The organism is Methylosinus sp. (genome assembly GCF_036560965.1).
Classification (GTDB): domain Bacteria; phylum Pseudomonadota; class Alphaproteobacteria; order Rhizobiales; family Beijerinckiaceae; genus Methylosinus.
Genome location: NZ_DATBQF010000011.1, coordinates 127,755 through 151,473, shown reverse-complemented (window position 1 = coordinate 151,473; position 23,719 = coordinate 127,755). Strand labels below are relative to the sequence as shown.

Genomic DNA, 23,719 nt, shown 5'->3' with positions numbered 1-23,719 from the left:
AGGAGGCGACGAAGGATTGCGCGGCGAGATTGTAGATCTCGTCCGGCTTCACCTCCTGCACGATGCGCAGCAGGCTGGAGAGATCGCCGAGATCGCCGTCGAGCAGCCGCACGTCCTGCGCGACGCCGAGCCAGCGGAGCCGGTGGTCCTCGACGCCCCGATGCGAGGAGCGCCGGATCACGCCGAAGACCTCATAACCCTTGCCGAGCAGAAGCTGTGCGAGATAGGCCCCGTCCTGTCCGGTGATGCCCGTCAACAGCGCGCGTTTCGTCATGCGAGATCCTCATTTCGGGCGGAGCGCTCCGCCCCGGCGTCCACCGGGACGCCGCATCGCCGGCGTCACGCGCCATCGGGCGTTCGTCCGCCGATGGATCGGCTCGGGAGACCGAACGCGCCCTCGCGCGGACGCAATGTCGAGACCGAAGCGCCGCGAGCCGTGGCTGCGAGCGCAAGCGTATTACAAAAGGCCTCGCCCGAAGGCAAGCTGGCTGGCGTTCGCCGGCGCGGGTTCGCCGGCTTTCGGGGGCGGGGCGATTCATGGTAGGGGCGATTTCTGGCGACGGATCGCGAACGGCGAAAAAGGCGACGAAAATGGCGCGAGCGGAAGCAATCGTGACGGGCGAGCGGGAGCTCAACGATCTGATGGCCGCGCTCGGCCGCGGCACCCGGCGGGCCGCGCGGGCGGTCGCGCTGGCTTCGACCGAGACCAAAAATGCGGCTCTGCGCGCCGCCGCCGCGGAATTGCGCCGGCGAGCGCCGGCTCTGCTCGCCGCCAATGCGCTGGATGTGGCGGAGGCGCGGAGCCGCGGAACCGTCGCCGCTTTTCTCGATCGCCTGACGCTCGATGCGTCTCGCGTCGAGGCGATGGCGCTCGGCCTCGAGGAGATCGCCGAGCTGGCGGATCCGGTCGGCCGGCTGCTGGCCTCCTTCGAGCGACCCAATGGCCTGCTCATCGAGCGCGTGGCGACGCCGCTCGGCGTCATCGGCGTCATTTATGAGAGCCGGCCCAATGTCACCGCCGACGCCGGCGGCCTCTGCCTCAAGGCCGGCAACGCCGCCATTCTGCGCGGCGGCTCGGAGAGCCTGCGCTCCTCGCGCGCGATTCACGGCTGTCTCGTCGCCGGCCTCGTCGCGGCGGGTCTGCCGGAGGCGGCGATCTCGCTGGTCCCGGTCGCCGATCGCGCCGCTGTCGGCGCCATGCTGGCCGGGCTCGACGGCAATGTCGACGTCATCGTGCCGCGCGGCGGCAAGAGCCTCGTCGCGCGGGTGCAGCATGAGGCGCGCGTGCCGGTCTTCGCCCATCTCGAGGGCATTGTTCATGTTTTCGTCCATCGCCAAGCCGATCTCGACATGGCGAAGCGCATATTGCTCAACGCCAAGCTGCGCCGCACCGGCATTTGCGGCGCCGCCGAGACGCTGCTGGTCGATCGCGCCTGCGCGTCGACGCATCTTTCGCCTTTGGTGAAGATGCTGCTCGACGCCGGCTGCGAGGTGCGCGGCGACGATGCTGCGCAGGCCGTCGACGCGCGCGTGCTGCCGGCGAGCGAGGAGGATTGGCGCGCCGAATATCTCGACGCCATCATCGCCGCCCGCGTCGTCGACGGGCTGGAGGCGGCGATCGCGCATATAGAGACCTACGGCTCGCATCACACCGATTGCATCATCACGCAGAATGAGGATGCGGCGCTGCGCTTCATGGCGGAGGTGGATTCGGCGATCGTGCTGCACAACGCCTCGACGCAATTCGCCGATGGCGGCGAGTTCGGCTTCGGCGCCGAGATCGGCATAGCGACGGGCCGCATGCATGCGCGCGGGCCAGTGGGCGTCGAGCAGCTCACCTCCTTCAAATATCGCGTCCACGGCGCCGGGCAGGTGCGGGGATGAGCGCGCGATCTTCGTGCGCGATTCCTTCTCCCACTTGTGGGAGAAGGTGGCCCGGCGAAGCCGGGTCGGATGAGGGTCCGCGCGATTGCCCCGGTCCTCGGGAGCGACACGGCTCGAATTGTGAAAACCGCGGCAGCCCTCATCCGACCCGACTACGTCGGGCCACCTTCTCCCGTAAACGGGAGAAGGGGCGCGAACGCACGAAGCTCGCGCGATGATTCGCCTGCCGCCTCACGCGCCGGGGATGCGCATCGGCCTGTTCGGCGGCTCTTTCGATCCGCCGCATGAAGGCCATGCCCATGTCTCGCGAGTCGCCTTGCGGAGGCTGGCGCTCGATCGCCTCTGGTGGCTGGTGACGCCCGGCAATCCGCTGAAGGAGACCGCCGGCCTGCCTTCGCTGGCGCGGCGCATCGACGCCGCGAAAAAAATCGTCCGCGATCCGCGCATCGCGGTCACGGGCGTCGAGGCCGCGATCGGCGCGCGCTACACGGCGGATACGCTCCGCTTCCTGCATCGGCGTTGTCCGGGCGTGCGCTTCGTCTGGATCATGGGCGCGGATAATCTGCTGCAATTTCACCGCTGGCGCGATTGGCAGGAGATCGCGCGCACCACGCCGATCGCCATCGTCGATCGGCCGGGCGCGACATTTCGCGCTGTCTCCGCCAAAGCGGCGCAGCGCTTCGCGCGCGCGCGCCTGCCGGAGAGCGCGGCGACGCTGCTCGCCGATGCGCGGCCTCCGGCTTTCGTCTATCTGCACGCGCCGCGCGTCGCGCAATCCTCGACGGCGCTGCGCAGCGCGCGATTATTTGCCGGCGCTGCGGCGCTGCCACCACAGCAGGGCCGCCCCTAGGCCGATCATCGGAATGACGAACAGCACATAGGTCCAGATGGTCCCTTCGTCGTAAGGGTGGCTGTCGTAATAGCCGAACTCGACGGCCTGCTGATACGGGTTGCGGAAGAAGAAGGTGACGAACACCCATAAAGCGAGGATGACCGCCGTGAAGAACATCAGCTGACGGCTGGCCAGCAAGCGCGGAATGCGGTCTTTCGGGGGCTCTTCGGTCATTGGCGGCGCTCCTCTATCGTTATTTTTCTACCGTCATCGTGCGCGACTCCTTCTTCCACTTTGTGGGAGAAGGTGGCCTCGCGAAGCGAGGTCGGATGAGGGTCCGTAACGGTTCGCGGCCGGGGCCCTCATCCGACCCGGCTTCGCCGGGCCACCGTCTCCCGGAACGGGAGAAGGGTGCGCGCAGCGAGGGCTTCGCCCAATGATATCACACCGCCGCGCCGTAGAGATCATAGGCGTCGGCGCGGTCGATCTTCACCGTTACGATGTCGCCGGCGCGCAGCGGGCGGCGCGAGGAGATATGCACGGTTCCGTCGATCTGCGGAGCGTCCGCCTTGCTGCGTCCGCGCGCGAGGCCGGTCGCGCCGCCGCCGGGCTCGTCCACCAGAACTTGCAGCCGCTTGCCGATCTTGCGCTCGAGCAGCCGTGCGCTCACCTTCTGCTGGCGCTCCATGAAGCGCTTCCAGCGCCTGTCCTTGACCTCGGGCGCGACGCCGGCGAGCGGCAGATCATTGGCCGGCGCGCCGCCCACGGGCTCGTAGCGGAAGGCGCCGGCGCGGTCGATCTCGGCCTCCTCCAACCAATCGAGCAGATAGTCGAAATCCTCCTCCGTCTCGCCCGGAAAACCGACGATGAAGGTGGAGCGCAAGGCGAGATCGGGGCAGATGCGCCGCCACGCCTTGATGCGCTCCAGCGTCTTTTCCTCATTGGCCGGGCGCTTCATCGCCTTCAGCACGGAAGGCGCGGCGTGCTGAAAGGGAATGTCGAGATAGGGCAGGATATTGCCCTGCGCCATCAGCTCGACGACCTCGTCCACATGCGGATAGGGATAGACATAATGCAGCCGCACCCAGGCCCCGAGCGAGCCGAGCTCCTTTGCGAGATCGAGGAAGCGCGCGCGCACGCTGCGGTCGCCCCATTGGCTCTCGGCGTAGCGCAGATCGCGGCCATAGGCGCTGGTGTCCTGCGAGATGACCAGCAGCTCCTTGACGCCCGCCTTCACCAGCCGCTCGGCCTCGCGCAGCACGTCTCCGGCGGGCCGCGAGGCCAGCGAGCCGCGCAGATGCGGGATGATGCAGAAGGAGCAGCTATTGTCGCAGCCCTCTGAAATCTTCAGATAGGCGTAATGGCGCGGCGTGAGCTTCACGCCCTGCTCGGGCACGAGATCGAGGAAAGGATCATGGCTCGGCGGGGCGACGGCGTGGACGGCCTCGACCACGCTCTCATAGGCCTGCGGGCCGGTGATCGCGAGGACTTCGGGGAAGCGCTCGGTGATCGCCTGCGGCTCGGCCCCCATGCAGCCGGTGACGACGACCTTGCCATTCTCCTTCAGCGCCGCGCCGATCGCCTCCAGCGACTCGGCCTTGGCGCTGTCCAGAAAGCCGCAGGTGTTCACCACCACGACATCGGCTCCGGCGTGGGTGCGCGTAAGCTCATAGCCTTCGGCGCGCAGGCGGGTCAGGATGCGCTCGCTGTCGACGAGCGCCTTCGGGCAGCCGAGCGAGACGAAGGAGACGCGCGGCGCCTCTCTGGCGGGCGCGGGCGGGTCGGCGGGGGCGTTCTGCATGGGCGAAGGCTTGCCATGGCGCGCGCGCCGTGGCAATCGCCCCGACGAGGACCGAAACGTGAACTCGGCCGAGCTCGAGCTGGGCAAACTCGAGCTAAGCATGGGGATTAACGAATTTTAAGGTTCGCGCCTCGCCGATCCCTGCTAGGCATGAGGTTTCCCCGGCGGCGCAAGCCCACCGGGTCAGAAGGAAGAGGCTGAACGCCGTTGCTCAGAACCGTCATACTCGGAACCGGATCCTACGCTCCCGCGAAGGTTCTGACCAACGCCGACCTCGAGAAAATGGTCGCGACCAATGGCGCCTGGATCGTCAGCCGCACCGGCATCGAGGAGCGCCGCATCGCCGCGCCCGGCGAATCCACCTCCGACATGGCGGCCGCCGCCGCCCGCAACGCGCTGGAGCTGGCCGGCGTCGACCCGCGCGAGCTCGACCTCATCATCGTCGCGACCGTCACCGGCGACGCGCAGACGCCCGCCTGCGCGGCGTTTCTGCAGGCCAAGATCGGGGCCGAGAACGCTTTCGCCTTCGATGTCTCGGCCGCCTGCGCCGGCTCGCTCTACGCGCTCTCCATCGCCGATCAGTTCATCAAGACCGGCAAGGTCCGCCGCGCGCTGGTCGTCGGGGCGGAGACCTTGAGCCGGGTCGTCGATTGGACCAATCGCGAGACTTGCGTGCTGTTCGGCGACGCCGCCGGCGCCATGGTGCTCGGCCCCGGCGAGGAGGAGGGCCGCGGCCTGCTCTCGACCAGCCTGCGCACCGACGGGACCATGACCGGCATTCTCGGCATTGCGCGCCCCTATGATCCGCGCCAGGACGGGCCGACGCCCGGCGAGGCGCATAAGATCAAGATGCGCGGCCGCGAGGTCTATAAGGTCGCGCTGCGCCTGCTGCCGGAGATCGTGACCGAGGCGCTGGCGATGGCCGGCCTCGAGGCGAAGGATCTCGATCACGTCATCGCCCATCAGGCCAACGCCCGCATCATAGAGGCGTCGCTGGCGTCGCTCGGCGTGCCGCTGGAAAAATGCTGGATGAACATCGCCCGCTTCGGCAACACGTCGAGCGCCTCGCTGCCGATAACGCTGGACGAGGCCAATCGCGCCGGGCGGCTGAAGAAGGGCGATGTGATCGGCATGATGGCGATCGGCGCCGGAATGACCTGGGGCGGCGCGGTGATGCGCTGGTGAGCCGCGCTCAATAGAGGCCCGGGACGAGCCTCGCCGTGCGCGCGCGATAGGCCTCATAGGCCGCGCCGAATTGCGAGGCGAGCAGCGCTTCTTCCGATTTCATCCGCGCGACCAGCGGCGGGATCGTCGTCGCCGCCGGCAGCAGGCCGCAGTCGACGAGGCCGATCATCGGTCGTGCTCCAGCGCCTGCCGAGCGGCGCGACGACCGGAGCCGATCGCGCTCTCCACAGATGGGGCGCCTTCCACATGCTGGCCCGCGAAAACCACCGGGCCCAGCGGCGCGCAGGCGATGCGCCGCGGTCCCTGCGCGCGATCGAGCCGTCCGCCGGCGTCGCGCTTTGCGCCGAACAGGAAATCGGGCGGCGGCCGCAACATGCTATGGCCCCAGCGATAGACGAAGAGCGCGCCGACATCGCGATCGAAATCGAAATCCGCGCCGCGCATCAGCCGCGTGAGATCGCTGCGGATCGAGTCTTCGTAGTCGGAGAAGGGCGTGTGCAGCAGCGTCAGGCGCGCTTCGCCCAGCGCTTCGAGCGGCGCGTCGCAGCCGCCATAGAAGGTCAGCGTCGTCGTCCGCTGCGGATCGGCGCGCGTCGCGCTCATCCAATCGGCGACGATGTAATTGACGAAATGCCGACCGCCCCACCAGCTCTGACTGTAGCCGAGGCCGAGCGCGAGCAGCGGCGCGGCGCGGCGCAGCGTCACATTGGCGGTGACGATGGGCGCCGCGTGAAAACGGCTCCAGGCTTCGGTGCGCGCGGGGTCGGAGAAATGCGCGACGAGATGGCGCGCGCTCTGCGCCGGCGCGGCGAGGATGACCTGCCTCGCGGCGACGCGGCGAAATGCGCCATTCTGGAAATAGACGACGCTCGCGCCGGCGCGCGCGTCGGAGGACAGCGGATCGATCCGCAGCGCCGTCGCATTCGTTTCCAGGCGCGGCGGCGTCTCGCTCTGCGCCAGCCGATGCAGCGCGCGGCGCGCGATCTCCGACACGCCGCCCGGATAGGTGAAGACCGAGCCGCGGGTGAGCTCGCCGGACAGGAAGGCGATCGCGCTATGGGCGTTCACCTGCTCCGCCGTTCCGCCGAAAGCGGTGAGCGTATAGGCGGTGAAAAACCGCGAGACGATCGGATCGCAGCCGAGCGCGCGTTCGAGATGATGCGCGAGGCTGACGGTCGAGAGATCGTCGAGCGCGGGATCGCTCTCGTCGGCGGGGTCGGAGACGCCTTTTTCGCCGAGCGCGCGGATCGTCTCGAAAGCGCGGGCGAAATCGTCGCGAAGCCGCGCGTCATAGGGAAGCCGCGCGGCTCCGCGATCGAATGTGTCGATGTTCCAGCCGCGTGCGCCGGCGATGGCGCCGGGCGCGAATTCGTCGAAATAAAAGCTGCTCTCCGGACCGGGGACGCTCTGCGCCGGCCAATCGACGCCGATCGCGCGATAGAATTGCGCCAGCCAATCGGCGGAGGGCGCTGTTCCATAGGCGCCGGCGGTGGAGGCGGGGCCGGGGAGAGGCGGGGCTTCGTCGCGCCCGGCGTTGCCGCCGAGCACGGGCGCGGCCTCGAGAATCAGCAGACGAGCGCGCGGCCGCTCGCGCAGCAGATGATGGGCCGAAGAAAGGCCGGAGAGACCGCCGCCGGTGACGATGGCGTCGAAACCGGCGCTCTCGTCGACGATCGGGAATGGTCCGGCGCTCTCGTCGCAGCCCGGCGCGAGCGCGACAGAGCCTTTCTCGAAGCGCAGGCGCCCGTCGCGCAGCCAATGCGATACGGTGAAGGTCGAGGGAAGATTGCCGCCGCGCAGCGCGCGCGGATCGAGGCCGATCGGGCCGTCGCAGGACCCGCCCGCGAGCGTCGCCAGCGCCCGCGTCGGCGCGCCGCCCGCGACGGCGGAGCCGCCGGCGGCGATCAGCAGGCCGTTGAGAAAATCGCGCCGCGCGATGCCGTCCGAGGGTGCTCGAGCCATTGGTCGCTCCTCCCTCGGCGGTGGGCCGGCGTCAGCGGCCGCCCGGCGTGAGCATCATGCGCAGCCGCCCGCGCCGGCTCGGATCGGCCCCGCCGCGATCGGCCCAGGCTCGATCGGCCCAGCCGCCGGAGCGCTTGCCGCTATGCGAGACAGTCTGCTCCTGCGGGGCGAAGGAGAGCGCGGAATGGGCGCTGTGCGCGCCGACCGCGGGGCCGAAGGCGGCGAGGCAGCGATTATAGGCGTCGGCCGCCTGGATCTGCTCGCAATCGCCGATGTTGCGCGGCTCGGCCGCTGCAGCGCCTGTGACGAGGCAAGCAATGAAGGCAGGCCGAATCATGCGAAGCATCGTCACCCTCTCAGTTGAGCGCCCGTTTTCTTGCCCGCCTCTGTGACTATTTTGTGGGCGAGGGCCTCGAGCTCTCCATCGGTGAGCGTTTTGTCGCGGGGCTGCAGCAGCACGGCGACGCCGACCGACTTCTTGCCCTCCGGCACGCCCGGCCCCTCGTAAATGTCGAAAACCGTGACGGCGGTGATGAGCGCGCGATCGGCGCCCTGCACAGCGCGGATGAGATCGCCCGCCGGCTGAGCGCGGTCCAGCAGAAAGGCGAAGTCGCGCGAGACCGGCTGGAGATCGGAGAGCTCGAGCTTTGGCTTAGCCTTGGTGGGTTTCGCCTTGGGCGCCGGCAGCGCGTCGAGAATGATCTCGAAAGCGGCGATCGGCCCATCGACGTCGAGCGCCTGCAACGCGCGCGGATGCAGCTCGCCGAAATGGCCGATGATCGCCTTCGGGCCGAATTGCAGCGTTCCCGAGCGGCCGGGATGATACCAGGAGGGCGCGCCGGCGACGATCTGCAAGCCGCCGGTGGCGACGCCGAGCGTCTGCAACAGCGCGAGCGCGTCGGCCTTGACGTCGAAGACGCTCACCGCGCGCTCTTTGCTCGACCAGTGACGGCCGGCGCCGGCGGGCAGCGCGGAGCCGCGGCGCAGTCCCGTGGCGGCGAACTTCTGGCCCTTCTCATCCTCGCTCTGGAAGATTTGACCGACCTCGAACAAAGCGACATCGGGAAAGCCGCGCGCGGCGTTGCGGCCGGCTGCGGTCACGAGGCCGGGCAGCAGGCTCGGCCGCATGTCGGAGAGCTCGGCGGCGATCGGATTGGCGAGCGCGAGACGATCGTCGTCGCCGGCGCCGAAAGCCTGCGCCTGCTCTTTCGAGACGAAGGACCAGGTGACGGCCTCCACCAGACCGCGCGTGGCGAGCGCGCGGCGCGCGGCGCGCGTGCGCTTTTGCAGCAGGGTGAGAACCGGCTCGGTGACGCCCGCGTCGCGCGGGAGGGGCGCGGCGGCGATATTGTCGAAGCCGATGATGCGGGCGATCTCCTCGACGAGATCGGCTTTGCCCTCTATGTCCGGGCGCCATGTGGGGACGCCGACCAGCGCTTCCTCTCCCGCCGCTTCGACCGCGAAGCCGAGACGGGTGAGGATGGCGGTCGACTCCTCTTTCGAGACGTCGAGGCCGGTGAGGCGTTTCGTCTCGCTCCAGGGGAAGCGCAGCTGGCGCGCTGGCGCTTCCGCCGAGCCGCAGACGACGATATCCGAAGCCTCGCCGCCGCAGAATTCCAGCACCAGCCGCGTCGCCAGCTCGAGGCCGGGCAGGGCGAAGGCCGGATCGACGCCGCGCTCGAAACGATAGCGCGCATCGGTGGAGATGCCGAGCTTGCGGCCGGTATGGGCGATATTGGCCGGGTCCCAGAGCGCGGTCTCGATCAGCACATCGGTCGTGTCGTCGGAACAGCCGGAATGCTCGCCGCCCATGACGCCGGCGAGCGATTCGGGGCCGTTGTCGTCGGCGATGACGACCATGTCCGCGTCCAGCGCATAGGTCTTGCCGTCGAGCGCCAGCAGCTCCTCGCCCGCGCGGGCGCGGCGGATGGTGAGATCGCCCACCACTTTCTTCGCGTCGAACACATGCAGCGGACGCGCGCGGTCGAAGGTCAGATAATTGGTGACGTCGACGAGCGCGTTGATGGGGCGCAGGCCGATGGCGCGCAGGCGATCCTGCAGCCATGCGGGGCTCGGGCCATTCTTCACTCCGCGCACGAGACGCAATGCGAAGAGCGGCGCGAGATGCTCGTCCTGCTCGGCGAAATCGAGCGTGACGCGCTGCGGATTGACGAAGCCGCCTTCGATCGGCTCGATCGCCGGCGTCTTCAGCACGCCGAGGCCGGCGGCGGCGAGATCGCGCGCAATGCCGTAAATGCCGGCGGCGTCGGAGCGGTTCGGCGTCAGATTGATCTCGATGACCGGATCGTCGAGCCCGGCCCATTGCGCGTAGACGGCGCCGATGGGCGCGTCTTCCGGCAGCTCGATGATGCCGTCGTGTTCGTCGGAGAGCTCCAGCTCGGCGGCGGAGCACAGCATGCCGAGTGATTCGACGCCGCGAATGACGCCCTTGCCGAGCGTGATCTTCTTGGCCGGAATATAGGTTCCGGGCGCCGAGAAGACGGTCTTCAATCCGGTGCGCGCATTGGGCGCGCCACAGACGACCTGCACGGGCGCGCCGGCGCCCGTATCGACCGAGCAGACGCGCAGCCTATCGGCGTTGGGATGCGGCTTGGCCTCGATCACATGCGCGATGATGAAATCCTTCAGCTGCGCGGCGGGATCGTGCAGATGCTCGACCTCGAGGCCGATGCGCGTCAGAGTTTCGACGACCTGCTCGAGCGAGGCGCTCGTCTCGAGATGGTCTTTCAGCCAGGAGAGTGTGAGTTTCATGCGGCGAGCTTTCGAAAGCTTTCTGTCTATTGAATCGGCGGCGTGGCGCCCGGCGCCTTTTGACCGCGCAACATGCTGGCGACGCTGATATCTTCGTCGATCTGCGGCCAATGCATTCCCATCGGCATGAATTCGACGACATTGCGCGCCGATAGCGACGCGCTCGCGAGGCGGGGATACCACCACAGAGGCGTGCGCAGCTCGCGGCCGTCGGCGAGCGTCACATTCAGGAAGTCGTCGTCGCAATGTGCGGCGATCGGGCGGCTGTCCTCGATGTCAATTTGCAAAATAGTCATGCCACGCCTCCAGAAAGATGCCGCGCTCCTCGCGCGTCTTTCGGATGATCTCGTTCAGCTCCTTGGCGGAGTAACCGAGATTGACCGCGAGATTGAGATCGTTCAGCCAGATTTTCGCTTCCTTGCCGTCCTTGACCACATGGATATGAGGCGGCTCCCATCCATCCGCCGAGTAGAAGAAGAAGCGATAACCTCGCCATCGCAGCAGGGAGGACATGCCTCAACCGCTCAACCCGCCCGCCAGCGTCGGGAAATCCAGCGGCCGGAAGCCGTAATGCGTCAGCCAGCGCGCGTCGGCCTCGAAGAAGGCGCGCAGATCCGACATGCCGTATTTCAGCATGGCGAGACGGTCTATGCCGACGCCGAAGGCGAAGCCCTGATATTTGTCCGGATCGAGCCCGCAATTGCGCAGCACATTCGCATGGACCATGCCGCAGCCCAAAATTTCCATCCAATCCTCGCCTTCGCCGAAGCGAATGTCGCCGTCCTTGCGGCGGCATTGCACATCCACTTCCGCGGAGGGCTCGGTGAAGGGGAAGAAGGAGGGGCGAAAGCGCATCTTCACCGATTTCACCTCGAAGAAGGCCTTCAGAAACTCCTCCAGCACCCATTTCAAATGGCCCATATGGGTCGTCTCGTCGATGACGAGCCCCTCGACCTGATGGAACATGGGCGTATGCGTCTGGTCGCTGTCGCAGCGATAGGTGCGGCCGGGGCAGATCACGCGGATCGGCGGCGCCTTGGTGAGCATGGTGCGAACCTGCACCGGGCTCGTATGCGTGCGCAGCAGCTTGCGCTTGCCGTCGGCGCCCGGCGGGAAGAAGAACGTGTCGTGCATCTCCCGCGCCGGATGGCCCTCGGGGAAGTTCAGTTTGGTGAAATTGTAATCGTCGCTCTCTATGTCCGGCCCTTCGGCGACGGAAAAGCCCATATCGGCGAAGATGGCGGTCAATTCGTCCATCACCTGCGAGATCGGATGAATGCGGCCGAGCTCCTGGCCGCTCTCCTGCGCCGGTAGCGTCACATCCAGCGCTTCCGCGACGAGACGGGTCTCCAGCGTTTGCGTCTGCAGCACGTCGCGACGCACGGCGATCGCCGCTTGGGCCTTGTCCTTCAGCGCATTGATCTTGGCGCCTTCGGTCTTGCGATCCTCCGGCGACATTTTGCCGAGCGTCGCCAGCAGAGCCGAGATGCTTCCCTTCTTGCCCAGCGCGCCGACGCGCACGGCCTCGAGCGCGGCCTCGTCGGCCGCCGCCGCGATCGCCGCCAAAGTCTCGGTCTCCAGTTCCGCTATATCCGTCATCGTCCCGCCACGGCTTTTTAAAATTCTGGGGCGGGTTGTGCCATGCTCGGCAGGCGATGTCGAGAACGCGGGCGGTGGGGAGCCGCGCCGGCCGGGCCGCCGCGCCCAGCCTCGCGTCTCGCGGGCGCCGTCAGATTTTCCAGCGCAGCGCCATGCCGGCCTGCCAGTTTTTGGAGAGCTGCGGCCCGTTGAGGCTCTGATAGACCGGAATGCCGCCCTCGAGGGCAATGGTGAGCGCGTCCTGGCCGATCAGAGCGCCGCTGATCGTCGCGCCGCCCCACAGCTCCACGCGCTGGCCGCCGTAGAAATTCGGATTGGCCGCCTGCGCCTTGCCGCGGATCATCGGATCGAGGCCGCGAATCTCGCCCTGTGTCGTGGCGTTGACGCGGACTGTGGTGGTCAGGCCCTTGATCCAGCTATAGCCGGCCCAGCCGTTGAATTCGTGCAGATCGCCGTAGAGATAGCCCTCGGGGTTGGCGGCGAGCGGAAAGCGGCCGCGATAGGACAGGCCCCAGGACCATTTGTCGATATGGCCGGCGTAGACGATTCCGGGCAGAACGTCGAACGTGCCGCTCCCCGGCTGCAATGCATAGAAGGCGCGGCTCGTCGCATAACTTCCATCCGGCAGCAGCAGGCGGAATGTGTTGTGGGCGCTCCCGGTCGGGAAGCTCATGCCGAGATTGAGCTGAATGCGGTGGATCGGGTCCTGATAGACGCGGTAGATCGTCGAGGCGGTGAAATCGCTGAGGCCGTCGGTCCCCGTATGGCTGATCCCGAGTCGGTTCAGGCTCGTCGGCCCTTGAAAGGCGAGCATGTCGAGATTTCGCTCGATCATGCCGCCGGTGACGACGATGGACCAGTAATTCGTTATTCCATAGGCGAGCGCGAGCGTCTGCGAGGCGACCGAGACATTCTGCGGCACGAGCCGGAGCTTCAGCGTCGGATGGCCGAACCAGGGCGTCGTCGCCACCACTTCCTCCGACGAGACCTGCCGCGTTCCTTTCAGCGTATGCGAGAGATTGGCGAATTGCGGAATGATGGAGACGACGAGCTTGCCGGCCGCCGGCATATCGGCGCCGAAGACGCCGAGCGGCGCTGGCGGAGGCGGGGTGGTCGCGGCCACATCGGGCGCTGGCGCGGCGACCAGCTTGGCCGGCGCATCGGCGGCTGCGGCGGCGCCGACGCAGACGCCGAACAGCGCCGCGGCGACGGCCAAGGTCCTCGCGCTCGCGGCGGTCTCGCTTCGTTTGCGTTCTCTCATTGTCTTGTCTGCCCCTGATCGGCGTCGCGCTCCGTCGGGGCGCGACGGACAAAAAAGCCGCCGTCCGAGGGCCGCGCGCTTGGCGCGCGACGCGATCGGAACAGCGGCGTTGCTGATTTTGGCCCTTCTTTGGGCCGCGCCGAGAACCTCGCCTCGGCACAATCTCGGACGCAATCCGGGCGCCAGAGCTGCGCGGCGAGCCTCATCTCGACAATTCAGCCGGTTGTGAAAAAGCCGGAGCCGCGAGCCGCCGACGCTCGCCCGCAAAATGAGCGGCGCTTGCCGTTTTGCTGAGCGCTCTTCCATCGTTCGGCGCCGTCAGCCGGCGTGAAGGAGATGTTGCGCGGCCTGCGCGATCACCGCTTCCTCATTGGTCGGGACGACCATCGTCTCGACGCCGCTCGACGGCGCGCTGATCGTCAGCGCATTGCGGGCGTTCGCCGCTTCGTCGAGCGCGAGGCCGAGATAGCCGAGAGAGGCGCAGATGCGCGCGCGCGTGGAGGGCGAATTCTCGCCGACGCCGGCCGTGAAGACGAGACGGTCGAGCCCGTTCAGCGCGCTGACGAGCGAGCCGATCTCGCGCGCGGCGCGATAGGCGAAGAGCGCCATCGCCTCCTCCGCCGCGGGCGTCGCGTTCTCTTCCAGCGCGCGCAAATCGTCGCTGATCCCGGAGACGCCGAGAAGGCCGGATCGCTCATAGAGCAGCGAATGGACGTCCTTGGGCGAATAGCCTTCCTGCATGACGAGATGCAGCAGCAGGCCGGGGTCGATCGCGCCGCTGCGCGTGCCCATCATCAGTCCGTCGAGCGCGGTGAAGCCCATTGTCGTCGCGACGCTCTCGAGCCCGCGCATGGCGCAAAGGCTCGCGCCATGGCCGAGATGGGCGACGATGGTTCGTCCCTCCGCACGCGCGCCGCCGAGCCGGCGCAGCTCCTCGGCGATGAATTGATAGGAGAGGCCGTGGAAGCCGTAGCGCAGCACGCCGCGCTCGGCGAATTCGCGCGGCAGCGGAAACAGCTGCGCCAGACGCGGCTGCGTGCGATGGAAGGCGGTGTCGAAACACGCGATCTGCGGCAGCTGCGGAGCGCTCTCGAGCAAGCTGCGGATCGGCGCGAGATTATGCGGCTGATGGCTCGGCGCCAGCGGCGAGAGCGCCTCCAGCCGCTTCAATATGTCCGGCGTCACCAGGACCGGGCGGTCAAAATCCGCGCCGCCGTGAACGACCCGATGACCCACGGCCGCGATCGGCAGCGCCGCCAGCCTTTCGCCGATCGCGCCGATCAGCCAACGCGCGGCGCCTTCGTGATCGATGTCCGGCGCGGGGCCGGCGCCGGCCGAGAGCGCCGCCGCCGCCTCGCCCTTTGCCGAGAATTGCGCGGGCTGGTCTTTTTCCTTGATCGCGGTGACGCCGCCGCGGCAGAGCGGAGCCAGCGTCGCCGCCTCGTAGAGCGCGAATTTGAGGCTGGAAGAGCCGGCGTTGAGCGCCAATACGACCTTTGTCGAAACCAGGCCGCTCACGCCGCCTCCACGATGCGATGGGCGAAGAGCTGCGCCAGCGCGCAGGAGACGATGCGGGCGCGCACGCCATCGGCGCGGCTGGTCAGCACGATGGGGGCGCGCGCGCCGAGCACGATTCCGGCGTCCTCGGCGTCGGCGAGATAGACGAGCTGCTTGGCGAGAATATTTCCGGCCTCGAGATCGGGAACGAGGAGAATGTCGGCGTCGCCGGCGACGCTCGAGACGATGCCTTTCGCCTTGGCCGCCTCCGGCGATATGGCGTTGTCGAAGGCCAGCGGACCGTCCACATCCGCGCCGGTGATCTGGCCGCGATCGGCCATTTTGCAGAGCGCCGCCGCGTCGATCGTCGAGGGGATCTTGGCGTCGACGGTCTCGACCGCCGACAGCACCGCGAGCTTGGGCCGCTCTATGCCGAGCGCATGAGCGAGATCGATGGCGTTCTGCGCGATGTCGCGCTTCTCGGTGAGAGTGGGGGCGATATTGATCGCGGCGTCGGTGACGAGCAGCGGCTTGCAGTAATTGGGCACGTCGAGCACGAAGACATGGCTGACGCGCCGCTCCGTGCGCAGGCCGGTTCCCTCGCGCACCACGGCGCCCATCACCTCGTCGGTGTGGAGCGAGCCCTTCATCAGCGCCTCGAGCTCGCCGCGGCGCACAATGGCGACCGCCGCTTCGGCGGCGGCGTGGCTATGGGGCGCGTCGACGAGCTCGACGCCGTCCAGCGACAGGCCGGCCGCGGCGGCGGCCGCCGCGATTTTGGCGCGCGGGCCGATCAGAACCGGAGTGATCAGCCCCCGGTCGCGGGCCGCCAGCGCGCCTTCGATGGAGACGGCGTCGCAAGGATGCACGACGCCGATGCGAATCGGCCGCATCGCGCGGCAGCGCTCGAGCAGCGACTCGAAATACATGCCGCAAGGAACGCCGGAGGCCGCGCCATCGCGCCGGAACAGCATCGCGATCTCCTGATGGAACCTTCGCTCGGCGACGCGCGAGCGCGTTTTTATCGCCGGGCGTCGAGGTCTCGGTCGGCCGCGGGCGCGGCTCCGCTCTCGTTCTCGGCGCGCAAGGCCGCGGCTTCCGCCGCTTCCGTCCGCACGCAAGTGTCGCTTACCCGCTTCTCGGTCGGCTGCAGGCCGATCCAGGCGCCGATCCGCTCGGGATCGAAGCCCGCCTCGCAGCGGCCGCCGACCTTGATGAGCGGCCTGCGGATCAATATCGGGTCGATGATCATCATGACCAGCGCCGCCTGTGGCGTGATCTTGTCCAGGTCGATCTCGCCGGATTTGATGCGCGGCGCCGCGAGATTGAACCACTCGGGCACCGGCGTCTCGCCGAAATAGGGCCGCAGGCTGGAGACGCTCCAGGGCTCGGACAGCAGGTTCCGCACCTGCAGCGCATGGCCGGACGCCAGCAGCAGCGCCTTTTGCCGCGCGTTTCCGGCGCAGCCGGGTTTTTCGTAGAAGATCACGTCGGCCATACGCGCCACCTCGATGAGCGACTACTGAAGTAGGGAGCTTAGTCTCTTTTATAGCGCATTTTTGTGCGCCGCGGAACGGTGCGATTCGGTAGGGGGGAAATTTTTAACCATTCAGAAACCAGACCGCCGCGACGCGCCGATGACGGCGACTGTCGTTTCGCGAATCGGGGCAGGGAAGGAAGGGGCAGGAAGAAAGGAAGCGGGAGGAAGGAGAAGAAGGAAAGAACGAAGGAAGGAAGGAAGGAAGGAAGGAAGGAAGGAAGGGAAATCGCTGCGGCGCTATTCGGCCGCGCCGAATTTATGCAAATGCGCGCCTTGCGTGGAGAGCCAGCCTTCAGCGCGGTCCGTCTCGGCGCAGAGGCGGCGCGCCAGCGCCCAGAAGCGATCGGAGTGATCGAGATATTCGAGATGGGCGACCTCATGCGCGGCGAGATAGTCGAGCACGAAAGGCGGCGCCATCACCAGCCGCCAGGAGAAATTCAGCGAGCCCGACGCCGAGCAGGAGCCCCAGCGGCTCACCGTGTCGCGCAGCCCGACGCTGCGAGCAGGCAGGCCGAGCGAGCGCGTATGGCGCTCCACCGCTGCTTCCAGATCGCGGCGCGCCTCGCGCTTCAGAAAGTCGACGACACGGCGATGAATATGCTCCGGTGCGCCGGCGACGCAGAGGTCGAGACCGGCGCCCACATTTGCGCCGCTGCCAGCACATTGCTGCGACGGGTCCAGAGCACAACGCGACGCGATCCAAACGGTTCCGCGCGCCGCGGGACGATGCGCGATCGCATGGTCGACGCCGCGCAGCGGCACGATGGCGCCGTCACGGAAGGGAATCGTCTCCGGCAGTCGGTCGAGGCGCGCGGCGATCCAGGCGGCGTGACGTTCGGTGAATTCACGCGCCTCGCGCAAAGAGGCGCGCGCCGGCATTGTGAGCACGGCGTCGCGCGCCGCGAATCGAACGCGCAGCGTGAAGCGGCGGGCGCTGCTCAGACGGCGCAGCGAGACGACGAGCGTCTCGCCGGCGTGAGTGACTGTTATGGCTGTGGAGCCCGCGGTCTTTGCGAGTCCGTCGCGTCGAAGACGAAGCATGGCGCGATGCTAACGCAAAGCCATGCCGAGTCGCGACAGGGAAGTGCGCGACTTACGCAAAAAAATGTCGACTGTGTCATCTCTGCGTCGTTGCGTCGCGCGTCACAAATAGCGCTCGAGCTCGCGCGCGGCGTCGGCGGGCTTGCGTCCGACATTGAACGAGCTGACGAAGCGGCCGTTCTTGTCCATCAGATAGACGACGGTCGTATGGTCGACCGCATAATCCTCGCCGCTGTCCGCCGCCTTTTTGGCGTAGATGCGATATTCCTTCAGCATGGGATCGAGCGCGGCCCGCTCGCCGGAGACGCCGATGATGCGCGGATCGAAATTGGAGAGATAGTCCTTGAGCACGGCGGGCGTGTCGCGCTCGGGATCGACGGTCACGAACATGGCGCCGGCGTTGGCCTTCGGCCCGAGCGAGCGCAGGACCTCGGAGATCTCGAACAGAGTCGTGTGGCAGATGTCCGGGCAGTGCGTGTAGCCGAAAAAGACCAGGAAGGGCCGGCCGAGAAAGTCCTTCTCGGTGACCGTCTGGCCATTGTGCGCGACGAGCTGGAACGGACCGCCGATGGCGGAGGCGGGAGGCGGCGGCGGCTTCAGGCTGGTGAAGACCACCAATGCGGCGAAGGCCGCGAGGAAGACCCCGCCGATCGCGAAGAGAGGCAGCTTGGGAACATTGCCGCCCTTGGCGCGACCCTTTTGCGAACTCTTGGCGTAACTCTTGGACATGCGTTTTCTTCCCGAAGATGTGGCGTCGTTTCTCGATCATCATGCGGCCGAGCAAATCGCGATGGCGTCGCGATCATCGGCTATTTCCAGACCCTGCCGCGCGGTCGGCCTCGAAGCGGAAGCCCGCCGTTCTGCGTGGCCGCGACCGGGCGTGTGATGCGGTTCGACGCTCCTCTCTGTGCTTGGAACTTAGACTGCGGAGCGGCGTTCGCCAAGCGTCGCCGAGAGAGGTGTCGCCGAGGGACGCGAGCGCGCCACGGCGCCGCGCTGCAGCAAGCCCGACGAAAACCCCCGCCTCGACGACCGCAGGTTATATAGTGACGGCTCGTCGATTCTCCCAATGAGCGCAGGCACGAGAACATGACTGACGATCCGAACGCCAGCCCCGGAAAAATCCTCGTCGGCGCGAATGCCGACGGGGTCTATAGCTACCTGACTCTTTCGGTAGGCAATCGCCACGGCCTCATCGCCGGCGCGACCGGCGGCGGCAAGACGGTGACGCTGCAGAAATTGGCGGAGGGCTTCTCCAATGCGGGAACCTCCGTGTTCCTCGCCGATGTGAAAGGCGATCTCGCCGGATTGTCGCAGCCGGGCCAGCCGCGCCAGGCTTTCGTCGATCGCGCGCTCGAGATCGGGCTCGCTTATGCGCCGGATCGTTTTCCGACCATCTTCTGGGACCTGTTCGGCGAGCAGGGACATCCGGTGCGCGCCACCATTTCCGAAATGGGGCCGCTGCTGCTGGCGCGCCTGCTCGAGCTCAACGATGTTCAAGAGGGCGTTCTCAATGTGGTCTTCCGCGTCGCCGACGAGCAGGGCCTGCTGCTGCTGGACCTCAAGGACCTGCGCGCCGCGCTGACTTATGTCGCCGACAATGCCGGCCGATTGAAGACGAAATACGGCAATGTCGCGCCCGCGACGGTCGGCGCCATCCAGCGCCAGCTTCTGGTGCTGGAGAGCCAGGGCGCGGAATCCTTCTTCGGCGAGCCGGCGCTCGATATCGCCGATTTCCTGCGCGTCGACCGCGACGGACGCGGCGTCATCAATATCCTCGCCGCCGACAAGCTGATGCGCTCGCCGCGGCTCTACGCCACTTTCCTGCTCTGGCTGCTGTCGGAGCTGTTCGAGCAGCTGCCCGAGGTCGGCGATCTCGACAAGCCCAAGCTCGTCTTCTTCTTCGACGAGGCGCATCTTTTGTTCGACGATGCGCCCAAGGCGCTGCTGACGGCGATCGAGCAAGTGGTGCGGCTCATCCGCTCCAAGGGCGTCGGCGTCTATTTCGTCACGCAAAATCCGCTGGACGTGCCGGACAGCGTGCTCGGCCAGCTCGGCAATCGCGTGCAGCATGCGCTGCGCGCCTTCACCCCGCGCGACCAGAAGGCGGTGCGCGCGGCGGCGGAAACATTCCGGCAAAATCCGGCTTTCGACACGGCCGAGGCGATCATGCAGCTCGCCGTCGGCGAGGCGCTCGTGTCCATGCTCGACGCCAAGAGCGCGCCGCAAATCGTCGATCGCGTGCTCATCGCGCCGCCGTCCGCGCGCGTCGGGCCGATCACCGCCGAGGAGCGCGCGGCGGCGCTCGCGCAGAGTCCGCTGCGCGGCAAATACGACACGCCGATCGATCGCGAATCGGCGTTCGAGGTTCTGCAGAAACGCGCCGAGGGCCATTTGAATTCGGCGGGCGCGGGCCCTGCGCGCGCCGACGAGCCGACGCAGGCGAGCGCCGGCGGGGGCATCATCGGCACGATCGGCGGCGTCGTCGGCGGGCTGTTCAAGAGGGGAAATCCCAAGCGCATGTCGACGGGCGAGCTCGCCGTGCGCTCCGCCGTGCAATCGGCGGCGCGTTCCATCGGCACGCAGATCGCGAAGGAAGTGCTGCGCGGCGTGCTGGGCGGAATATCGCGCTGAGCGCGCGCTATGCTGTCGCCATTTCGTCCGGCGACGAGGCCGGAACGCCGAAGGGCAGGAAATGCTCGGCGTTGCGCGTGACGATGTGAAGATCATTGGCTGCGGCGACGCCGGCGATGATCGCATCCGCCATTCCTGGGGCGTGTCCGCCGGAGATTGCAACAGCTTCCAACCGTCCGGCGATCGCGGCGGCGCGCGCGTCGACGCCGATGATCTTATCGTCATAGGCGGCGACGAGACCCGCGAGCCAGAGCTTCAGTCCTGTCGCCTTCGCCGTCGCGCCCTTGCGCTCGAGCAGCGCGATCCCTTTCTCGATTTCATGGATCGTGACGACCGAGAGAAACAATCTGCCGTCGCGGTCCATCCGCTCCAGCCAGTCGAGAAAGACGGGGGAGGCTTCGGCGCGCGACGGCGCGAGCATCGAGACGACATTGGTGTCGAGCAGAAATCCGCTCAAAGCTCGACATCCCGCGACGGCGCGTCGTTGCGCTCGAAATCGCCACCGGGAAAAGTCTTCAGGTAATCGACGAAGCCCGGGCGCTTCTTCTCCAGCGCCTTGCGGGCGATCTCGGCCGCCTCGATCGAGACGAGAGCGGCCACGGGCTTTCCGTGACGGGTGATCGTCACGAACTCCCCTTCTATGGCGCGATCGACGAGACTGGAAAACCCCGCCTTCGCGTCTTTCAGATTGATGGTCGGCATGGGACGGCTCATCGAGTGGTCATATATGACTACAATAAGCGACCCGGAGCGGCGTTTCAAGCCGCCGCAAGCGGAGCCTGTGGCGGCGTCAGCCGTGCGGCTGGCGGCCCCGCACGGCGATCAGCCAATAGATCGTGCCCGTCAGCGCCCCGGCGAGGAAGAACAAGAGCGCGAAGCGTCCCTCGGCCGGGCTCGCCTCGGCGAGGCGCCCACTCCCGCGCGCGGCGCGTAAGATCGTGGGCGCGGCGGCGGCGATGAGCGCTGTCGCGCCCGCATACCAGGTGTAGGCCCGCACGCCCGCGACCTCACCGACGAGCGCCACCAGCGCCAGCGGCGCCGCGCAGCCGGCGATCCCCATCGCCCAGATCACGTAGCCGAAGGCCGCCGCGACATCGTCCGGCTCCGCCCAGAACAGCGCAGCCATGGCCAGCGACGAGCCGGCCTCGCGCGTCGTCGCATCGGTCAGAGCGGCGACGGGCAGGAAGATCATGCCGGCGCCGGCCGCGAGGACGAGGCCGAAGGTGATGACGAGAAGGCGGCGCAGCATCGTGAATGGGCGGCTCAGGGTTCCAGCACCGAATCCCAATAGAGATAATCGAGCCAGCTCTCATGGAGATAATTGGGGGGGAACGATCGGCCGTTTCGGTGCAGATCGGCGACGCTCGGCTGAAACGGCGGCTGGGCTGGAACCATATGCGCGTCATGCGGCAGCCGGTCGCCCTTGCGCAGATTGCAGGCGGAGCAGGCCGCGACGACATTTTCCCATGTCGTGGCGCCGCCCTTGGAGCGGGGGATCACGTGATCGAAGGTGAGGTCGTCCTGCTGGCCGCAATATTGGCAGGTGAAGCGGTCGCGAAGGAAGACGTTGAAGCGGGTGAAGGCGGGATGGCGGGCGGGTCGGACATAGGCTTTCAGAGAAACGACCGAAGGCAGCCGTATCTCGAAGCTCGGACTTTTGACGGTCTTGTCATATTCCGAGACGATGTTGACCCGGTCGAGGAACACCGCCTTGATGGCGTCCTGCCAGCCCCATAGGGACAGAGGATAGTAGCTCAGCGGCCGATAGTCGGCGTTGAGAACCAGCGCAGGACAGGCCTGCGGCGAAACATTGGACTGGCGAAAGTGAACGGTCACCTCGGCCCTCTTTCCGCGAATCGATCGGGCGCCCTCCAGCCCCCGAGCCGCGGGCATAGTCTATAGGCAGGATGACGCCATTGTGAAGGCCTCTCTCGGCGCCGCGGCGCCGCAGGCGGGCAAGGCCGCCGCTAGAATTGGTTAATTCTTTATAAATCAATGAATTGATCTGACATCTCGGCTTCGGCGCCGCGCCCGGGCTCCATTCTCGCCGCGATATTGCCGCTCTGCGGGCAGGCCGCTTGCAGCCAAAGCTGCGAAAGCCGGCGGAAACGAGCGATTTGCTCCATTTCGGCACGGCGCCGTATCGGGTTGGAGACGAGGCCGTGTCGAGTATCGCCGATCTTCCCATTTCGTCGCTTCACAAAGGCGACGCCCGCGCCAAAGTCGGAACCGAGAGGGCCGCCACGCTTCGCGGCGGCTGGTCCCATGCGATGCCGAGCCCGAATGCGGCGCTGATGCGCGCCTCCTTCTCGGTGATCGCGGCGCTGCTCGACGTCGTCGTCATTCTCTGCACGGCGGTCGCCTGCGAGACTTTGTATCATCTCTTCGCCTACGGCTATGACGGCTCGACGCTGCCCAATCTGCGGCTATGCATGTTCGTGGCGATCCTGTTCGTCGTCTCCAACGTCATGCGGCACGAATATGCGATCAAGAATTATCTGACGATGGAAGGCCACGGCTGGCGCGGCTGCGTGCTGTGGAGCGTCGCCTTCGTCTGCGCCTTGACCTTCGCCTTTCTCGCCAAGGCGACGGATGAAACCTCGCGCGGCGCCTTCGTCCTCTTCTATGCGACCGGATTTCTCTCCGTCTATGCGGCGCGCGCGGTCCTCGTCGGCGTGGTTCGGCGCAGCGCCGAGCGCGGCGGCGCCTCGGCGCGCCGCGTGTTTCTCGTCGGCTTCGAGAGCGACATCGACGAGTTCATGCGCCGCTATCAGCCGTGGGAGAGCGGCATGAATGTCGTCGCCGCCGTGGCGCTGCGCGACCGCGCCGACGCGCTGCAGGACGATCTCGCTCTGGCGCAGGCCTCCGCCCGCATGCTGCTGCCGGACGATGTGTTCATCCTGGCGCCCTGGAGCCGCACCGACGTCATCGACGATTGCGTGACCGCCTTCCTGCGCGTCCCCGCGTCGATCCATCTGGGGCCGGAGCGTGTGCTCGACCGTTTCGGCGATGCGCATATCAACAAGATCGGCTCGATCGCCAGCCTCAATCTGAGCGGCCGCCGCGCCGACTCGCTCGAGATCCTCGCCAAGCGCCTGTTCGACATCGTCTGCTCGGCGCTCGGCCTCATCGCGCTGTCGCCGCTGCTGCTCGTGGTCGCGGCGGCGATCAAGCTCGACAGCAAGGGCCCGGCGCTGTTCTTCCAGCGCCGTCACGGCTTCAATCGCGAGCCTTTCCGCATCGCCAAATTCCGCTCCATGACGACGATGGAGGACGGCCGCAATGTCACTCAGGCGACCGCCGGCGACAAGCGCGTGACGCGCGTCGGCCGTTTCATCCGCCGCTACAATATCGACGAGCTGCCGCAGCTCATCAATGTGCTGCGCGGCGAGATGTCGCTGGTCGGCCCGCGCCCGCATGCTCTGGCGCATGACCAGATCTTCGAGCGCAAGATCGCCCTCTATGCGCGCCGCCACAATGTGAAGCCCGGCATCACCGGCTGGGCGCAGGTCAATGGGCTGCGCGGCGAGATCGACTCGCCGGAGAAGATCCGCATGCGCGTCGAGCATGATCTCTATTATATCGACCATTGGTCGCTTCCGCTCGACGTGTGGATCATCGTCATGACGATCTTCTCGCGCAAGGCCTATCGCAACGCGCTGTGACGGGCCCTTCGCGTATCGATCGTCCGGGGCCCGCTCTCCCGCGCAG

25 protein-coding genes are annotated in these 23,719 nt (G+C 67.1%); 5 read left to right on the top strand and 20 right to left on the bottom strand.

Features of this window, described 5'->3' with window-relative positions; translation table 11 throughout:
• Positions 1-274 (bottom strand): GDP-mannose 4,6-dehydratase (locus VIF40_RS03230; protein ID WP_331936080.1); only part of this gene is annotated, 274 nt, incomplete at its 3' end.
• A 317-nt stretch (positions 275-591) separates the two neighbouring features.
• Here VIF40_RS03230 and VIF40_RS03225 point away from each other — a divergent pair.
• Positions 592-1,884, top strand: a complete 1,293-nt coding sequence (locus VIF40_RS03225; protein ID WP_331936079.1) for a glutamate-5-semialdehyde dehydrogenase — start codon at positions 592-594, stop codon at positions 1,882-1,884.
• Between the two features lie 214 nt (positions 1,885-2,098).
• Complete coding sequence (locus VIF40_RS03220; protein WP_331936078.1) at positions 2,099-2,734, top strand: nicotinate-nucleotide adenylyltransferase; 636 nt, start codon at positions 2,099-2,101, stop codon at positions 2,732-2,734.
• Here the strand turns inward: VIF40_RS03220 and VIF40_RS03215 are convergent.
• Entirely contained in the window at positions 2,687-2,950 is a 264-nt protein-coding gene (locus tag VIF40_RS03215) for a hypothetical protein (RefSeq protein WP_331936077.1), read from the bottom strand. The two genes, VIF40_RS03220 and VIF40_RS03215, sit on opposite strands and share 48 nt — an antisense overlap.
• 208 nt (positions 2,951-3,158) lie before the next feature.
• Positions 3,159-4,517 carry a 30S ribosomal protein S12 methylthiotransferase RimO gene (gene rimO, locus VIF40_RS03210; protein ID WP_331936076.1) on the bottom strand — a complete coding sequence of 453 codons (1,359 nt, stop codon included), beginning with the start codon at positions 4,515-4,517 and terminating at the stop codon, positions 3,159-3,161.
• Between the two features lie 207 nt (positions 4,518-4,724).
• On the opposite strand from rimO, the gene VIF40_RS03205 reads away from it, so the two are divergent.
• A complete protein-coding gene (locus VIF40_RS03205; RefSeq protein WP_331936075.1) occupies positions 4,725-5,702 on the top strand; it encodes a beta-ketoacyl-ACP synthase III in 978 nt (325 codons plus the stop codon).
• Positions 5,703-5,709: 7 nt separating this feature from the next.
• Here the strand turns inward: VIF40_RS03205 and VIF40_RS03200 are convergent, their stop codons facing one another.
• The 13 genes from VIF40_RS03200 to VIF40_RS03140 all read right to left on the bottom strand — a co-directional run bounded on the left by VIF40_RS03200 (position 5,710) and on the right by VIF40_RS03140 (position 18,103).
• A complete protein-coding gene (locus VIF40_RS03200; RefSeq protein ID WP_331936074.1) occupies positions 5,710-5,871 on the bottom strand; it encodes a hypothetical protein in 162 nt (53 codons plus the stop codon).
• A complete protein-coding gene (locus VIF40_RS03195) occupies positions 5,868-7,664 on the bottom strand; it encodes an FAD-dependent oxidoreductase (protein ID WP_331936073.1) in 1,797 nt (598 codons plus the stop codon). Before VIF40_RS03195 ends, VIF40_RS03200 begins: the two co-directional genes overlap by 4 nt.
• Positions 7,665-7,695: 31 nt before the next feature.
• The gene (locus tag VIF40_RS03190) at positions 7,696-8,001 is read right to left on the bottom strand and encodes a hypothetical protein (RefSeq protein ID WP_331936072.1); all 306 of its coding nucleotides are present in this window, start codon (positions 7,999-8,001) and stop codon (positions 7,696-7,698) included.
• 11 nt (positions 8,002-8,012) lie between these two features.
• Entirely contained in the window at positions 8,013-10,436 is a 2,424-nt protein-coding gene (gene pheT, locus VIF40_RS03185; protein ID WP_331936071.1) for a phenylalanine--tRNA ligase subunit beta, read from the bottom strand.
• 26 nt (positions 10,437-10,462) lie between these two features.
• Positions 10,463-10,732, bottom strand: coding sequence for a DUF2442 domain-containing protein (locus VIF40_RS03180; RefSeq protein WP_331936070.1), 270 nt, complete (start codon positions 10,730-10,732; stop codon positions 10,463-10,465).
• A complete protein-coding gene (locus tag VIF40_RS03175) occupies positions 10,713-10,949 on the bottom strand; it encodes a DUF4160 domain-containing protein (protein WP_331936069.1) in 237 nt (78 codons plus the stop codon). The genes VIF40_RS03180 and VIF40_RS03175 overlap by 20 nt, the downstream gene beginning before the upstream one ends.
• Positions 10,950-10,952: 3 nt before the next feature.
• The gene (gene pheS, locus VIF40_RS03170; RefSeq protein WP_331936068.1) at positions 10,953-12,035 is read right to left on the bottom strand and encodes a phenylalanine--tRNA ligase subunit alpha; all 1,083 of its coding nucleotides are present in this window, start codon (positions 12,033-12,035) and stop codon (positions 10,953-10,955) included.
• A gap of 130 nt (positions 12,036-12,165) precedes the next feature.
• A complete protein-coding gene (locus tag VIF40_RS03165; RefSeq protein WP_331936067.1) occupies positions 12,166-13,296 on the bottom strand; it encodes an alpha-amylase in 1,131 nt (376 codons plus the stop codon).
• Between the two features lie 318 nt (positions 13,297-13,614).
• Complete coding sequence (locus VIF40_RS03160; protein WP_414684744.1) at positions 13,615-14,814, bottom strand: acetate/propionate family kinase; 1,200 nt, start codon at positions 14,812-14,814, stop codon at positions 13,615-13,617.
• The gene (locus VIF40_RS03155) at positions 14,811-15,767 is read right to left on the bottom strand and encodes a bifunctional enoyl-CoA hydratase/phosphate acetyltransferase (protein WP_331936066.1); all 957 of its coding nucleotides are present in this window, start codon (positions 15,765-15,767) and stop codon (positions 14,811-14,813) included. Before VIF40_RS03155 ends, VIF40_RS03160 begins: the two co-directional genes overlap by 4 nt.
• Positions 15,768-15,814: 47 nt before the next feature.
• Positions 15,815-16,291: an ArsC/Spx/MgsR family protein gene (locus VIF40_RS03150; protein ID WP_331936065.1), complete on the bottom strand. Its 477-nt coding sequence runs from the start codon at positions 16,289-16,291 to the stop codon at positions 15,815-15,817.
• 279 nt (positions 16,292-16,570) lie between these two features.
• Positions 16,571-17,374, bottom strand: coding sequence for a SprT family zinc-dependent metalloprotease (locus VIF40_RS03145; RefSeq protein WP_331936064.1), 804 nt, complete (start codon positions 17,372-17,374; stop codon positions 16,571-16,573).
• Positions 17,375-17,476: 102 nt separating this feature from the next.
• Entirely contained in the window at positions 17,477-18,103 is a 627-nt protein-coding gene (locus VIF40_RS03140) for an SCO family protein (RefSeq protein ID WP_331936063.1), read from the bottom strand.
• A gap of 360 nt (positions 18,104-18,463) precedes the next feature.
• Here VIF40_RS03140 and VIF40_RS03135 point away from each other — a divergent pair, with 360 nt between their 5' ends.
• A complete protein-coding gene (locus VIF40_RS03135; RefSeq protein ID WP_331936062.1) occupies positions 18,464-20,008 on the top strand; it encodes a helicase HerA-like domain-containing protein in 1,545 nt (514 codons plus the stop codon).
• Positions 20,009-20,015: 7 nt separating this feature from the next.
• Here VIF40_RS03135 and VIF40_RS03130 read toward each other — a convergent pair whose 3' ends face one another.
• From VIF40_RS03130 to VIF40_RS03115, 4 genes are all read right to left on the bottom strand, one after another.
• Positions 20,016-20,465: a type II toxin-antitoxin system VapC family toxin gene (locus VIF40_RS03130; RefSeq protein WP_331936061.1), complete on the bottom strand. Its 450-nt coding sequence runs from the start codon at positions 20,463-20,465 to the stop codon at positions 20,016-20,018.
• On the bottom strand, positions 20,462-20,710 hold the full coding sequence (locus VIF40_RS03125) for a type II toxin-antitoxin system Phd/YefM family antitoxin (RefSeq protein WP_331936060.1): 249 nt from the start codon (positions 20,708-20,710) through the stop codon (positions 20,462-20,464). The genes VIF40_RS03130 and VIF40_RS03125 overlap by 4 nt, the downstream gene beginning before the upstream one ends.
• An 88-nt stretch (positions 20,711-20,798) precedes the next feature.
• Positions 20,799-21,257, bottom strand: a complete 459-nt coding sequence (locus VIF40_RS03120) for a hypothetical protein (RefSeq protein ID WP_331936059.1) — start codon at positions 21,255-21,257, stop codon at positions 20,799-20,801.
• Between the two features lie 14 nt (positions 21,258-21,271).
• Positions 21,272-21,844, bottom strand: a complete 573-nt coding sequence (locus VIF40_RS03115) for an HNH endonuclease (protein ID WP_331936058.1) — start codon at positions 21,842-21,844, stop codon at positions 21,272-21,274.
• Positions 21,845-22,170: 326 nt separating this feature from the next.
• On the opposite strand from VIF40_RS03115, the gene VIF40_RS03110 reads away from it, so the two are divergent.
• The gene (locus tag VIF40_RS03110) at positions 22,171-23,673 is read left to right on the top strand and encodes an exopolysaccharide biosynthesis polyprenyl glycosylphosphotransferase (RefSeq protein WP_331936057.1); all 1,503 of its coding nucleotides are present in this window, start codon (positions 22,171-22,173) and stop codon (positions 23,671-23,673) included.
• The last annotated feature ends 46 nt before the right edge of the window (positions 23,674-23,719 follow it).